This is a genomic window from Mycobacterium sp. 3519A (assembly GCF_900240945.1).
Classification (GTDB): Bacteria; Actinomycetota; Actinomycetes; order Mycobacteriales; family Mycobacteriaceae; genus Mycobacterium.
The window spans coordinates 508,164-522,977 of record NZ_OESG01000014.1 but is presented as its reverse complement, the minus strand read 5'-3'; the positions used below and the strand labels follow the sequence as shown (position 1 = coordinate 522,977).

General features: G+C 68.6%; 11 protein-coding genes. 5 read left to right on the top strand and 6 right to left on the bottom strand.

The window, feature by feature from the left end:
• The first annotated feature begins 174 nt into the window (after positions 1-174).
• Positions 175-1,284 (top strand): acyltransferase, encoded by a 1,110-nt coding sequence (locus C1A30_RS23645; protein ID WP_101950785.1) that lies wholly within the window; start codon positions 175-177, stop codon positions 1,282-1,284.
• Here C1A30_RS23645 and C1A30_RS23640 read toward each other — a convergent pair.
• The 6 genes from C1A30_RS23640 to C1A30_RS23615 all read right to left on the bottom strand — a co-directional run bounded on the left by C1A30_RS23640 (position 1,250) and on the right by C1A30_RS23615 (position 9,941).
• Complete coding sequence (locus C1A30_RS23640; protein WP_101950784.1) at positions 1,250-2,722, bottom strand: AMP-binding protein; 1,473 nt, start codon at positions 2,720-2,722, stop codon at positions 1,250-1,252. The two genes, C1A30_RS23645 and C1A30_RS23640, sit on opposite strands and share 35 nt — an antisense overlap.
• Complete coding sequence (locus C1A30_RS23635) at positions 2,722-3,699, bottom strand: phosphotriesterase-related protein (RefSeq protein ID WP_101950783.1); 978 nt, start codon at positions 3,697-3,699, stop codon at positions 2,722-2,724. The genes C1A30_RS23640 and C1A30_RS23635 overlap by 1 nt, the downstream gene beginning before the upstream one ends.
• Positions 3,651-7,916, bottom strand: a complete 4,266-nt coding sequence (locus C1A30_RS23630) for an alpha-(1->3)-arabinofuranosyltransferase (RefSeq protein ID WP_101950782.1) — start codon at positions 7,914-7,916, stop codon at positions 3,651-3,653. Before C1A30_RS23630 ends, C1A30_RS23635 begins: the two co-directional genes overlap by 49 nt.
• The gene (locus C1A30_RS23625) at positions 7,917-8,090 is read right to left on the bottom strand and encodes a DUF2613 domain-containing protein (RefSeq protein WP_067809229.1); all 174 of its coding nucleotides are present in this window, start codon (positions 8,088-8,090) and stop codon (positions 7,917-7,919) included.
• A gap of 85 nt (positions 8,091-8,175) precedes the next feature.
• Positions 8,176-9,117, bottom strand: coding sequence for a lysophospholipid acyltransferase family protein (locus tag C1A30_RS23620; protein WP_101950781.1), 942 nt, complete (start codon positions 9,115-9,117; stop codon positions 8,176-8,178).
• Positions 9,114-9,941 (bottom strand): patatin-like phospholipase family protein, encoded by an 828-nt coding sequence (locus C1A30_RS23615; protein WP_101950780.1) that lies wholly within the window; start codon positions 9,939-9,941, stop codon positions 9,114-9,116. The genes C1A30_RS23620 and C1A30_RS23615 overlap by 4 nt, the downstream gene beginning before the upstream one ends.
• A 53-nt stretch (positions 9,942-9,994) precedes the next feature.
• On the opposite strand from C1A30_RS23615, the gene C1A30_RS23610 reads away from it, so the two are divergent.
• Genes C1A30_RS23610 through C1A30_RS23595 form a run of 4 tightly spaced genes read left to right on the top strand, consistent with a single transcriptional unit; the run spans position 9,995 to position 14,602 of the window.
• Positions 9,995-11,167, top strand: coding sequence for a glycoside hydrolase family 3 N-terminal domain-containing protein (locus C1A30_RS23610; protein WP_101950779.1), 1,173 nt, complete (start codon positions 9,995-9,997; stop codon positions 11,165-11,167).
• 34 nt (positions 11,168-11,201) lie between these two features.
• Positions 11,202-11,825: a TetR/AcrR family transcriptional regulator gene (locus C1A30_RS23605; RefSeq protein WP_067809223.1), complete on the top strand. Its 624-nt coding sequence runs from the start codon at positions 11,202-11,204 to the stop codon at positions 11,823-11,825.
• Positions 11,826-11,834: 9 nt separating this feature from the next.
• The gene (locus C1A30_RS23600; protein WP_235010168.1) at positions 11,835-13,655 is read left to right on the top strand and encodes an ABC transporter ATP-binding protein; all 1,821 of its coding nucleotides are present in this window, start codon (positions 11,835-11,837) and stop codon (positions 13,653-13,655) included.
• A complete protein-coding gene (locus tag C1A30_RS23595) occupies positions 13,652-14,602 on the top strand; it encodes a carbohydrate kinase family protein (RefSeq protein ID WP_101950778.1) in 951 nt (316 codons plus the stop codon). The genes C1A30_RS23600 and C1A30_RS23595 overlap by 4 nt, the downstream gene beginning before the upstream one ends.
• The last annotated feature ends 212 nt before the right edge of the window (positions 14,603-14,814 follow it).

Below are 14,814 nucleotides of genomic sequence, written 5' to 3'. Positions count from 1 at the left end.
AACCCGTTCGACCCTAACAGCCCAAACTAAAGCCGATCCTTACTACGAATGCATTGGCCAACGGCCGCTTGACTACCCGTTTTTCAGTCGGCGGACCAGCACGGCACACTGGTCGTCGTGACGCAAGCCCCAGCGGTCGGTGGGACGCGTGGTTTCCTGCCCGCGCTCGAAGGCATGCGCGCATGCGCCGCGGTGGGCGTCGTCATCACCCACGTCGCGTTTCAGACCGGTCACAGCGGCGGAATCACCGGCAGGCTGTTCGGCCGGTTCGACTTGGCCGTCGCGGTCTTCTTCGCGTTGTCGGGCTTCTTGTTGTGGCGCGGCCACGCCGCCGCCGCCCGGGGCTTGCGGACGCGGCCTCCGACCGGGCACTACCTGCGGTCCCGGCTGGTCCGCATCATGCCGGGCTACCTGGTCGCGGTCGTGGTGATTCTCACGCTGCTGCCGGACGCCAAGGCCGACCTGACGGTGTGGTTGGCGAATCTGTCGCTCACTCAGATCTATGTGCCGCTGACGCTGACCGCCGGGCTGACCCAGATGTGGAGCCTGTCCGTGGAGGTCGCCTTCTACCTGGCGTTGCCGTTACTGGCGCTGCTGGCGCGGCGACTGCCGGTGCGCGCCAGGATCCCGGTGATCGCGGCGGTGGCGGTCGCCAGCCTCGGCTGGGCGCTGTTGCCGATCCACACGCCGTTCGGGGTCAACCCGTTGAACTGGCCGCCCGCCTTCTTCTCGTGGTTCGCCACGGGCATGCTCCTGGCCGAGTTGACCGTCAGCGAGGTCGGCTGGCCGCACCGGTTGGCGCGGCGGCGGGTGCTGATGGCGGCCGTCGCCGTGGTGGCGTTTCTGGTCGCGGCCTCACCGGTCGCCGGGCCCGAAGGGCTGACACCCGGCACGGTGAGCCAGTTCATCGTGAAGACCGCGATGGGTGCGGTGCTCGCGGCCGCCCTGATCGCCCCGCTGGTACTGGACCCGCCGGACACCGGCCACCGGATGCTCGGCAACACCACGATGGTGACGCTGGGCAGATGGTCCTACGGCCTGTTCGTCTGGCACCTGGCGGCGCTGTGGATGGTGTTCCCCATCATCGGCGAGTTCGCGTTCAACGGGCACATGCCGGTGGTGCTGGTGCTCACCGTGCTTTTCGGCTTCGCCATCGCGGCGGTCAGCTACGCGCTGATCGAATCGCCGTGCCGTAACGCATTGCGGCGCTGGGAGCGGCGCAATGATCCAGCGCCGCTTGACAGTTCGGTCACCGACGCGCCTGAGCCTGCCGTCGCGAGATGATCTCGTCGCGCACCGCCGACCTGCGCGCCTTACCCGCGTCGTCGCGCAACGGTGTGTCGCTGAACTCGACGGCGGTCGGCACCTTGTAGGACGCGATCCGCTCGGACAGGAAACCGATCACGTCGTCTTCGTCGAGCCCGTCGGCTTCCACGATCGCGTACGGCACCTGGCCGAGATCCTCGTGCGGCACGCCAACGACCAAGCAGGACAACACCTTCGGGTGCGCTGACAGCGCCGACTCGATCTCGGCCGGGTACACGTTGCGGCCGCCGACGGTGAACATGTCCACCCGCCGGTCGTTCAGATACAGGAAACCGTCGGCGTCGAAATAACCGAGATCGCCGAGCGAATCCCACCCGTCGCGACTCTTCGCGGTGGCCCCGACGTAGCGGTACGTCGGCGCGCTGCCCGGTGCGGGCCGCATGTAGACCTCACCGACCACCCCTGGCGGGCACTCGTTGCCGTCGTCGTCGAGCACCTTCATCTCGCCGGCGACCACGACGCCGACCGAGCCGCGGTGCTCCAGCCACTGAGTCCCGCTGATGAACGTCAGAGCCTGAAGTTCGGTGCCGCCGTACAACTCCCACACCACCTCCGGCCCGAGGATGTCGATCCACGCCTCCTTGACGGCGGGCGGGCAGGCCGCCCCGACGTGCCATAGCCGCCGCACCGACGACAGGTCGTACGCGTCGCGGCCGGCCTCGTACACCCGTAGGAGTCGCTGCATGATCGTCGGCACCACCACCATGAAGCTGACGCGATGTTCGGCGATCAACCGGAAGAACTCCGCGGCGTCGAACCTCGGCATCAGCACCAGGTGGTGCCGCATCAGCAGGCCGATGGTCGCGGTGGTCATGCCGGTGTTGTGGCTCAGCGGCACCGCGATCAACTGGGTGTCGCCCTCGGCGGCGCCCATCCCGTAACCGGCGAGCGCCCCGGGGAATCGGCTGTCACCGCCCGCCTCGATGAGTTTCGGCCGCCCGGTGCTGCCACCGGAGCCCAGCGCCTTCCACGCCGGCGACACCGCCTCGGGCAGCGGGGCGTCGGACAGGGCGGGGTCGCCGGTGAAATCGCCGGGCACGCTGGGGATCACGCCGCGCGGGTCATCGCGGCCCACGATCAGCGACCGCGGCTTCAGGTCGAGCAGACCCTCGAGTTCGGCGTCGGGCAACCGCGCCGACAGCGGTTGGGGCACCGCGCCGAGTTTCCACGCGGCCAGCGCGGCCTGGATCCATTCGATCGAGTTGGGCAGCACGATCGTCACGTAATCGCCTTGGCGCACCCCGAGTTCGGCGTAGGCCCGCGCCAGCCGGTTGGTCGCCTTGTCGAGTTCGCCCCTGGTCAGCGTGCGGCCACCGGCGGTGACGGCCGGTTCGTCCGGCGCGAGCGCGGCCAGCCGGGAGAATTCGGCGCCGATCGGCGCGATGGGTGTGGTCATCAGTACCCGCCCTGCCTCTCGAAGATCTTGCGCGGGTTGTCGACGAGCATCGTGGTGAGCTGTTCGTCGGTGACGCCGCGCTGCTTCAGCGCCGGGATGACGTCGTTGTGGATGTGCAGGTAGTGCCAATTGGGCAGCGCGATCGGCAGCGTCTCCTCCGGCAGCGCGTCGAAGTAGCACGACGCGTCGTGGGACAGCACCATCTTGTCGGCGTGCCCGCGCTCGCACATCTTGGCGACGGTGGCGACCCGGTCCTCGAACGGCAGGTAGACGTCGACGCCGAACCTGTCCATGCCGATGTAGGAGCCGTTGGCGATCAGCTCCTCGAGGTAGTCGAGATCGGTGGTGTCCCCGGAGTGGCCGATCACCACGCGGGACAGGTCGACGCCTTCTTCGGCGAAGATGGCTTGCTGTTCGAGTCCCCGCCGGGTGGCGGCATGGGTGTGGGTGGAGATCGGCACACCGGTGCGGCGGTGCGCCTGCGCGACAGCGCGCAGCACCCGCTCGACGCCGGGTGTGACACCGGGTTCGTCGGTCGCGCACTTGAGGATCGCCGCCTTGATCCCGGTGTCGGCGATGCCCTGCTCGATGTCGCGGACGAACATTTCGGTCATGGTCTCCGGGCCGTCCAGGGCGGTGCCGGGCCCCGTGTAGTGGAAGTAGAACGGCACGTCGTTGTAGGTGTACAGGCCGGTTGCGACGACGATGTTGAGGTCGGTCTGCGCGGCGACGCGGGCGATCCTCGGGATGTACCGGCCGAGGCCGACCACGGTGAGGTCGACGATGGTGTCGACGCCGCGGGACTTCAGTTCGTTCAGGCGGGCGACGGCGTCGTCGATGCGTTTGGACTCGTCGCCCCACGCTTCCGGATAGTTCTGCAGGATCTCGGTGGTCATGATGAACACGTGTTCGTGCATCAGCGTGACGCCTAGATCTGCGGTATCGATTGCTCCCCGTGCGGTGTTGAGGTTGGGCACCGGTCCGATGCTAGGTCGCCCGTCTGTGAGGCGGGCGGCTTTCCGGTACCAACGACGGTGACCGTCGACGCGGCCAGCATCGCCACCGAGGCCAGCGCCAGCAGCTGGACAGCCCACGAATGGCCGACGTAGCCGTCGACGGAGCGCCATGGGTACTGGCTGAGCACGGCGCCCGCCAGGATCAGACCACCCGCGGTGATGCCGATTGTGATTGCCTCGCAGAGCTTTTCGCGTCGCCGCAGGAGATAGCGCAGACCGAGCGCCGCACCGCCCACGACCGCGCCTGCGAATCCCGAGATCGCGGCCGCGACCACCACCACCGCGACGGCGGTCGTCGCCGGACCCGGCCGCCACGGCCGGGCGGGTGGCGCGTCGGGCTTGGGTCTGCGCGCGGGGAGGAACGCCAGCAGGGCAAGCAACGGCAGCAGCGCCAACCCGCCGATCAGACCCGCGCGGTAGGTGGTGTTCGACCCGAAGGTGAGCGTGACGGGTCCGGTGGTGCCCGGCGGCAGCACCCAACCCTGTTGCCACCCGTTGACAGTCACCGGGGTCAGCGCGGTGCCGGTCGCGGTGTGCGCCGTCCACCCGGGACTGATACTTTCCGGCACGACCAGGATCCGCGACGACGCCGAACCCGTCACGTCCACCGTGCGGTGGTCGGCGGTCCAGTCCCGGGTGGTCGCGGGAGTCGTTGTGGCGGAATGAAGTTGGTTGGCCAGTGGGCCCGCCAACTTGACGCCGTCGACCACGAACGCGGCGCCGGGGCTGACCACGAGTTCCTGCTCGCCCTTGGGCAGGGTGATGGGCTCGGACCGGCACGGTGTGGCGGCCACCGGGTCGCCGTCGAGCAGTGCGCCGACGGTGGTGGTGACGGAGGTCTGGACGAACTGCCCGGCAATGCCGATGATCGGCCCTTTGCCGCACGGCAGGTCGATGGTCCGCGCCCGGTTGTGCGCGGCGTCGGCGGCGGCGATCGGCATGCCCTTGGTGTCCAGCGCCGTCACCTCGGCAAGGCCCGGCGGTTTGAGTTGGTCGAAACCCAGCGCCGTGCGGTCGATGACGTCGTTCCAATTCAGCAGGGACACCTTGACGGTGTCGGTGACCACCGGATGCAGGCTGACCTTCTGTGTCCCGCCGTCGGCCGACAGCGCCCGCACTTCGGGACCGGCGCCGAGGTCGATCGCCACCAGCGTCGGATGGGCAGGCAGCACAGCGGAACTCGGCGTGATCCGCAGTCCGGTCACCTCGGTGCGGGTGGGCAACTTGAGCGTCAGGGTCGGCGGGCTCTTGCGTTGCACGACGCTCTGCGGCGCGGTCCACGCGGTGCCGGGATCGCCGTCGGCGGCGGCGTAGGCCGAGCCGAGCACGTCGATCGGGTCGGCGTCGCCGAGCGCACGCGCCGCACCGGGCTGACTGATCAGGTCGGCGAGATGGGGGCCCTGGCGGGCGCGCACCCACACCGTCGGCGAGACCGCGGTCGGCGCCGGTACGTGCAGCGTCCGGCTCAGGTTGACGGGTTCCTCCGGGGATAGCGCCATCGAGGCGGCGCACCGGGTTCCGGTGGGGCCCTGCGCACAGCCGGGCCTGCCCAGCAGTTCCGGCCCCAGATCCCATTGCGCCACAGTTGAATTCGGCGGTGGCGGGGGTACGACCACGGTGTGGCGCAGGTTGACCGGATGGGCGAACCCGTTGGCGTCGTACTGGGTGACGGTGAAGTCGGTGATGCCGAACTGCACTCCGGCGGAGCCGTCGTCGGTGGCCGCTGCGGTCAGCCGCACCCACGGCGTCTCGCCATAGGGCAGCGCGATGGTCAGCGGTTTACCTGCCTGATCGAAGCGCAACGTGCTGGTGCCGTTGGCGGTCGACACCTCGATGCGTCGCACCTGTGCCCCGACGGCGGTGGCGCTCGGCGTGACGGTGATGGTCGCATTGGTGACCGGATGGTCGAAGTCGACCTGCAGCCACTGGCCGACCGCCGCCTGCAACGCGTTGGACACCCAACTGGTCGAGGGGTCGGCGTCGATGGCCGCCGCGGGCCCGGTCGCGGGGGCCACATTGGGCAGAGCGGTCGAATCGGCTGCCGAACTCGACACCGAGATGCGACCGCCGTTCCATTGCCCGTAAACGGTTTCGGCGCCGACGGCCGGATAGTCGGGGACGCGGTTGAACGTGTGCCGCGGATCGTCGGGGGTGCGGATCGCCGACGAGTGGTCGTCGACCCGGCCGTAGTCGGTTTCGCGGGCCAGCGGGGTGTCGGTCACGGTCACCACCGGCGCGGGCAACCCGGCGCGTTTCGCGTCACCGGTCAGCAGCATCGGTCCCAGCGGTGCCTGCCCCAACAGCCTGCGGCGCTCGTTGAGGCGCAGCAGCGCCTCGGGTCCGCCGTCGACGCGGGCCATCGAGTCGGTGTCGACGAGGTAGGGATGCATGCCAGGCGAGCCGTCGACGCGGTAGATCTCCACCGCGGGATACCGCGGCCGCAGACCGCTGTCGGTGATGAAGCCTGCCAGCGTGCCGGGGCCGACGGGCTCACCGAACTGGGCCACCTTCGTCAGGCCCGGCGATCCTTCGATGGCCCGGTGCACGAGTATCGGCCGCGCCGACCGCGACGACTCGGGATCGAGGTCGTTGCGCAGCACCACATATGAAATGCCTTGTTGGGCAAGTGTATCCGCAAGGCCGGCGGAGGGCCTGCCCGCCGCGAACAGCCGCTGCACCGAGTCGAGCGCGCGGATGGTTTCCGGTGGCGTCAGCGGAATCGAGTCACGCACACCCCACGGGCTGCTGCCGAGCACCTGCAGGGGTTCGTCGTGGCTGTTGCCCCACACCTGGGTCGCGAACGGGGCACCGGGCGCCACCAAAACGCGACCCCGATCGGTGTTGTGTTCGTCGAGCCAGTCGGCGGTCTGGTGCCAGTACTGCGGGATCGCGTCGAACGCGCCGGGTGGTGTGAGCCTGCCGGTCCACGCCAGCGACGTGCCTGCCGCCAGCGCTACCAGCACCACCACGCCGACCGCCACCCGCTTGTCGCGTTCAGGGTGCGCGAACGCGTACACCCATTCCCTGCGGGGTGCGCTGCCCGGCAACGGGATTCGGCCGAGCAGATGGGCGAGGCCGAGCGCCAGCGGTAACCGCAGCAACGGCTCGAGTTTGTGGATGTTGCGCAGCGGGGTGCCGTCGGCGTCCAGGAACGCCTGAACATGTTGCGCGACAGGCGATCCCAGCCCGCCCGAGTAGCCGAGCGCCAGCAGCACGACGCCGGTGAGCATGATGACGATGAGCCGGCTGCGCGCCGGCATCGTGCGCATCGCGAGGCCTGCCATGCCCGCGGCCGCCACCAACGTCGTCGCCAGCACCGCGACCGACCCTGTCACCAGCGAGGCGCCCGCCGTCGCGTTCGGCGCGACGTACGGCGTCCACGCGTCGGTGCCGCGCAGCATCTCGGTCAGCGACATCCATTGTGTGGTGACGCCGGAGGACTCGATGAAATCGAGGAACGGCGGGCTGATCCGGCCCAGCATGACCAGCGCGATCACCCACCACAACACGGCGAGCACGATGCAGACCGCCCACCACGCGGTGAAGCGCCACCACAACCGGTTCGGCCGGTGGCAGGCCAGCCAGATGGCGGCGGCCAGGCAGGCCGTCAGCGTCGCGACCGCGTTCACCGCACCCATCAGGGCGATGGCCACCGCGGACCGCGCGGCCAACACCCGCACCGAGGACTGCCCCCGCAGCGCCAGGATGACCGGCAGCAGCACCCACGGCGCCAGCATCATCGGCAGCGTCTCCGACGAGATCGCGCCCAATGTGGTCAGCACCCGGGGGGACAACGCGAACGCGGTCGCGGCGATCAGGCGCGACGTCGGGCTGCCGATGCCGAGCGCCTCGGCGACCCGCAGCAGCCCCCAGAATCCGACGGTCAGCAGCAGCGCCCACCACAGTCGCTGGGTCACCCACCCCGGCACGCCGAGCACGTCGCCGGCCAGAAAGAACGCACCGTGCGGAAACAGGTAGCCGTATGCCTGGTTCTGCGCCTGCCCGAACGGCAACTCGCTGTTCCACAGATTGAACGCCCGAGCCAGGAACCGCATCGGGTTCGCGGTCAGGTCGAGCTTGGTGTCGGGCGAGATCTTTCCCGGCGACTGGGCGAACGTCAGGATGAGCGCCGCAACCGCGACTACCGACAGCCAGCGCCGCGAGAGCGGCGCCCTCATCTACGTCCTGTCGCCGTACTCAACCCTGTTGAGCACTGACGATGCGGGATCGCCTGGCTGCAGCGGCGGCTTGGTGTCCTGCTGCACCATCAGGGTCACCCCGAAAATGGCGGCCGCTCCCAGCAGCAGCCCCACAACGACGCTGGCTGCGGCGGGAACGATGAACCGATCCATGCGGCCAAAGTAGCAGACGATGTTTTGCGTGCCCGCCGGCCGACGAGTCTTCTGGCGCCCTCACCTGCACGGTTGGGTTCTGCACCTAACGGGTGACGTGTTCGGCCACCCACGCGTCGACCCCGGTCCACGTCCGCTCGAGCCAGGGACCCAGTTGATCGGATGGGGGCAGGTCGGCAGCGGGCACCAACTCCGTGCGGACCAGCAGCCGACGGTTCATCGGCAGCCGCCACCACGCCCGGGCGCGGCCGTCGGGCGAGAAGCCGGTGTGGGTGAGCACCAGGACGTTGGCGTGCGGCGCTCCCGACAACGCCGCGGCGGTGCCGCCGGTGCGCGGGGGCAGCGTGTAGGTCTGACGCCAGGCCCGTCGTGCTTCGCGCAGCCGGCCGGTCGATCGAAGCCGCACGATCGCCTCCCGCCACCGCGCCCAGGTGAAGTTCCCGCCTTCGGGGAACAGCAGCAGCGCCTGCCCGCCGACCAACGACGCGGTGAGATCGCGAATCTGCTTGCGCGCCTTGCTGCCTCGGTGTTTCAGGAAGCACAGGCAACCCAGATCGTCGGCGAAATCGAGGACGGGTTCGCACCGCAGCAGTGACTTGAGCACGATCCGCAGCTGCAGCCCGTAATGAATGCTGAGCAGCCAGGCCACCAGCAGGGTGTCGCCCGGTCCGCAATGCCGCGCCAGCACGATCACCGGTCGGTCGCGCGGGAGTTGTTCTGGCGTGAGCGAGGCGTCGTCGAGTTGTACGTCGAGATGTAGAGTTCGGCGCCCGACGGTGTGGGCCCGTTCCAGCACGTCGCGCATGAAGTCGTCGCAGTCGAGGCCGCCGCGCATCAGCTGCCACAGCGCCCGCAGTTCGAGCAGCGCGTACGCCATCAGCACGCCCAGTGTCCGCACCGGAAGACTCGACCTGCCGATCAGTCCTGCGACGCCGCCGATGACCAGCAGCAGCGGCCACACCGCGAGGATGCCGATCATCACGACGGTCGCCAGCGGCACGGTGATCGCCCGGCGCAGCCACTTCATCGCAACGCCTCCAGATAGTCCTTGGTCGCTTGGTAGGCCAACTCGGCCCGGCGTGCGATGCGCCGGGTGTCGCGGTAGCGCAGGTTGGACCACGTCGCGGCCTGGCGCTGCGGTAAGCCGCTCGGAAGAACGTGGACGGTGACCCCGGGACCGACCCGCTCGAGATCGCTGTGGAACCGGTGCCTGCGGGAGATCTCGAACGCGGTGAAGCCGACCTCCCACAGAAACCGCGGCGGCGCGAGGGCCTCTTCGAGCCGGCCGACGTGCAACACCCAGATGGTGTCCGCACCGTGCTGCACCGCCCGGTCCAGCGGAATGCTGTTGACGAGGCCGCCGTCGAAGAAGTGCTCGTCGCCGATCCGCACCGGCGGGAAAACGCCGGGCAGCGCGCAGGAGGCCAGCACCGGTTCGATCAGGTCGCCGCTGTTGAACCAGTGCTCGCGCGCGGCCTCGATGCTGGCGGCGACGCATTCGAACGGCACGGCGAGCTCTTCGAAGGTGCGGGCGGGCAGGTATTCGTGCAGCAGCCGGCGGAGTTCACCGTTGCCGTGCAGCGACGTCCTGCGGCGCACCACCTCGGCGGCCCGTCGCAGCACCGATCCGTCGAGGGCGCCCTCGTTCGGCAATGCCGCCCAGAACGCCATCAACTGCTGCGCGCCGGCCGGTGTGGGATCCGCGGCGATGGCCGCACCGTTGATCGCGCCGACCGAGGTGCCGCACACCACGTCGGGCCGCACACCCGCATCCAGCAGCGCACTGGCCATGCCTGCCTCGGCGGCGCCGAGTAGACCACCCCCGCCCAGCACAAACGCCTGGCACGACATGCGTGGTGAATACCCACGAAGCGGCCGCTTGGCGCACATGACAGCATGGCGACATGGCTTTGCCCCGTCGACTTTCGGTCCTGGCTGCGCTGTCCTTGATTGTGGCGGCCTGCTCGACGCCCGCGGAGCAGCCCGCCAAACCGTCGGCGACATCCGCTCCGACCATGGCCGCGACCGTCGCCCCTGCACCCGCTGCCGATCCCGCCACACCGGCCTGCGGCAACGGGCCCGCGCTGCTGGCCAGCATGACGAACCGCGACAAACTCGCCCAACTGCTGATGGTCGGCGTCACCGGCGCGGCCGACGCCCGCGCGGTGGTGGAGAACCACCACGTCGGCGGCATCTTCATCGGAAGCTGGACCGATCTGTCGATGCTCTCGGACGGGACGTTGGCCAGCATCGAGCAGACGGGTCCGCTGCCGCTCGCCGTCAGCGTCGACGAGGAGGGCGGCCGGGTGTCGCGGCTTTCCTCGTTGATCGGCACTCAGCCGTCGGCGCGGGTGCTGGCCGCCACCCACACCCCAGACGAGGTGTACAACATCGCGCTCACCCGCGGCCAGGCGATGCGCAAGCTCGGCATCACCATCGACTTCGCCCCGGTCGCCGACGTCACCAACGCCCCCGACGACACCGTGATCGGCGACCGCTCGTTCGGCGCCGACCCGACCGTCGTGACCGACTACGCGGGCGCGTACGCGCGCGGCCTGCGCGACGCCGGACTGCTGCCGGTGCTCAAGCACTTCCCGGGCCACGGCCATGGATCCGGGGACCCCCACACCGGCAGCGTGACCACCCCGCCGCTCGCGGACCTGCAGGCCAACGACCTGATCCCGTACCGCACGCTGACCACCCAAGGCCCGGTCGGCGTGATGGTCGGCCACCTCCAGGTGCCCGGCCTCACCGGCAGCGACCCGGCCAGCCTGAGCCCGGCGGCGTACGCGCTGCTGCGGTCGGGCGACTACGGCGGCCCGCCGTTCGGCGGCCCGGTGTTCACCGACGACCTGTCGAGCATGCAGGCGATCAGCGACCGGATGGGCGTCGCCGAGGCGGCGCTGCGCGGGTTGCAGGCCGGCGCCGACGTCGCGCTGTGGGTGACCACCGACGAAGTCCCCGCGGTGCTGGACCGGCTGGAGAAGGCGCTGTCCGCCGGTGAGTTGACGCAGGCGCAGGTGGATGGGTCGGTGCTGCGGATGGCGGCGCTGAAGGGACCCAATGCGCGCTGCTGACGCTGAATCGTCGGCTATTGCTTACTCTTGAGTAATGGCCGGAGGCACCAAGCGTTTGCCGCGCGCCGTGCGCGAACAGCAGATGCTCGACGCCGCGGTGCAGATCTTCTCTGTCAACGGCTATCACGAGACGTCGATGGACGCGATCGCCGCCGAGGCCGAGATCTCCAAACCGATGCTGTATCTGTACTACGGGTCGAAGGAAGAACTGTTCGGCGCGTGCCTTGACCGCGAGTTGACGCGGTTCGTCGAAGATGTGCGAAGCAAGATCGACTTCTCGCAGAGTCCAAAGGATCTGCTGCGCAACGCTGTTCTCGCGTTCCTGACCTACATCGACTCGAACCGGGCGTCGTGGATGGTGCTCTACAACCAGGCCACCAGTTCGCAGGCGTTCGCCCACACCGTGCGCGAGGGTCGCGAACGCATCATCGATCTGGTCGGCAGGTTGCTGCGGTCGGGCACCCGCCATCCGGAACCGGACACCGATTTCGACATGATGGCCGTCGCGTTGGTGGGTGCCGGTGAGGCGGTGGCCACCAGGGTCAGCACCGGCGACGCCGACGTGAACGAGGCCGCCGAGTTGATGATCAACCTGTTCTGGCGCGGCTTGAAGGGCACGCCGTCCGATAAGGACACGCAGGCGGTGGCGTCAAACTAGGCTCGCCGAGTGGTGTGGCGCAGCCTGGGCCTGTTGCGGTCGGTGCGTGGCCTGATCGTGGCCCTGCTGGTTCTCGGTGTGATCGCCTCGGCGCTGCCGTACATCACGGCGGCTGCGTTCGGGCCCATGATGCAGGTCGTCGCCGACGCGGGTGCCAGTGGAAACCTCAGCGGGGTATGGGATTTGCGGGGGCCGTTGGTCGCCCGCGAGGACGGTCTGCTGGCCGCGCTGGCGGGTCCGGTGCCGTTCGCGGTGCTGCTCGCGACGTGGGGCGCCTCGCTGCTGCTCACCCAGTTCATGTATCTGGTGAACGCTGCGGTGCGGGTGAGGGCGCAACGAATACTCGTCACCGACATCCGGCAGCGGGTGCACGACCACATCCAGACGCTGTCGCTGGACTTCTTCGCCGGGTCGAGCAGCGGTGCGCTGATACCGCGGGTGACGGTGGAATCGGCTGGCGTGCAACGGCTTTTGATGGACTGCCTGCTGGCTCCGCTGATCGATGCGCTGGTGTTGGTGGTGGCGGTGGCTTATCTGCTGGCCATCTCGTGGCAGATGACGATCGCCGCGCTGGTGCTCACGCCGTTGGCGTTGGTGACGCTGAGGTTCGCGGGCCGTCATGTGCAGAGCGCGATACAGCGGGTGATCAACGCGGACCGGCTGATGTCCGCTGAACTCGAGCAGACGGTGAATGGGATCGCCGAGATCCAGACGTTCAATGCGGAGCCCATCCGCAGCAGGCGATTCCGCGAGGCGTCGGAGGCGGCGGCGGCCAGCGACGCGTCGAGTGTGGTCTGGATGCAGGCCACCGCCAACGGGTCTCAGGTGTTCGTCGCGCTCAGCACTGTGGTGGTGTTGCTTGTCGGCGTGGGCTTCAGTGCGGGCTTCGGGTTGACGTTCGCGGGCCTGATGGTGTTCGCGGGGATGGTCCCGACGATGTTCGGTGCGGCGCAACGGGTGATGGGCGCGTACACGACTTACCAGTCGGTGCTGCCGAGTGCGGCCTCGACGTACGAGTTGCTCGACACCCGCCCGAGCGTTTCGGACCGTGCCGGCGCCACCCCGATCGGTGAGGTACACGGCAATGTCGTGTTCGAGGACGTGACGTTCGGTTATGCCCCGGAACATGCCGTGCTTCAAGGGTTGTCGTTCTCGATCAGCGAGGGTGAGACGGTGGCGCTCGTGGGTGGCATCGGGTCGGGCAAGTCGACGGTGTTCAACCTGCTGCTGCGATTCCTGGATCCGCAGGGCGGACGGATACTGCTCGACGGGCACGACGTCACCGGTGTGACCATCGCGTCGCTGCGTGACCAGGTGTCCAAGCTCGCGCAGTTTCCGTTCTTCACCAAAGACACGATTCGGGAGAACATTCGACTGGCACGTCCGGACGCGACCGACGCCGATGTCGAGGAGGCCTGCAGGCAGGCGCATGTGCACGAGGTCATCACCGATCCGACGAAGATGCGCGACGGCTATGACACGGTGATGGATGTGCAGGTGCCGTCCGGTGGGCAGAAGCGGTTGATCGCGCTGGCGCGCTGCCTGTTACGCAAACCCGAGGTGTTGCTGCTGGACGAGCCGACAGAGAATCTCGACGCCGATCAACGGGCCAGGCTGACCAGTGTGATTCGAGATTATGCCCGCGACCGCACGTGCGTGGTGATCAGCCACGACATGGATTTCATTGCCGCGGTTGCGGATCGGATCCTGGTGCTCGAGAACGGGCGGATCGCGCAGGTGGGCGATCACCGCACGCTGATGGCGGCGGGCGGGCTGTACAAGCGGTTGTACGACGCGCAGAACGTCGACCCCGATCTGGTGTACCGATGAACGTCATCTGTATGGGGGCGCACATCCTCGATGTGCTGGTGCGTCCGGTCACGGATATACCGCCGGGGCAGGACACGGCGTTGGTCGAGCAGATACGGATGACGGCGGCGGGCACGGCCGCGGGCACTGCCTTGACGTTCGCCAAACTGGGTGCGGCGGTGAGTACGGCTGGCGCGATCGGCGAGGATCCTGCGGGTGACCTGCTGCTGTCGCTGCTCGCCCGCGCGGGTGTCGACACTCAGCTGGTGGTGCGCAAACCGGATGTGGCGACGTCGATGTCGGTGCTGCCGATCCGGCCAAACGGCGAACGACCGGCGCTGCATCTGCTCGGCGCCAACCTCACCTATGGTCTGGACGACGTAGGCTGGGGTGCTATCTCAGCGGCAGACCATGTCCACCTCGGGGGTGTGGAAATGCTCGGCTCGGACTTCGCGGCGCGAGTTCTGCAGCACGCCAAGGAAAATGGGGTCACGACGTCGCTGGATCTGATCGCGCCTGGCGGTATGGGAACGTTCGATCTGATCGCACGGGCGTTGGCGCACACCGACTATCTGTTGCCCAACGAGGATCAGGTGCTCGGGTTCACCGGTGCCACGGACCTCGACGAGGGTTGTCGGCGCCTGCTCGACGCGGGGGTGGGGTTGTTGGCGGTCACATGTGGAGCCGACGGGGTGCTGGTGGTCAGTCGGGAAGGCATGCAACAGGTTCCGGCGTTCGCGGTCGAGGCCGTGGACACGACGGGCTGCGGGGACGCGTTCTCGGCGGGCTTCGTGTGCGGCATGAGCTTGGGCAGGACGCCGGGTGAGGCCGCGGTGCTCGGTAGCGCGGTCGCGGCGCTTGTTGCGCAGGGCTTGGGTAGTGATCACGGCGAGTTCGACTTGGCGGCCGCGGACGCCTTTGCGGCTCCCACGGCCCGGGGGTGGATCGGCGAAATGCCCACGTACTGAGCGACAACTGACCGACAGCTGGTGTTGTCGCTCGCTCTGGCTGGGGTTGTGTGGTTTCCGCGGCCAGGGGGGTGGGTCGGCGAAATGCCCACGTACTGAGCGACAACTGACCGACACCTGGCGTTGTCGCTGTGTACGTGGGCAAAATGACAAGTGCCTTTCCTCGGGCCGTGCGGTGGAAGCGTTCGGGAAGGTCCCGTTCGGTACGGCGG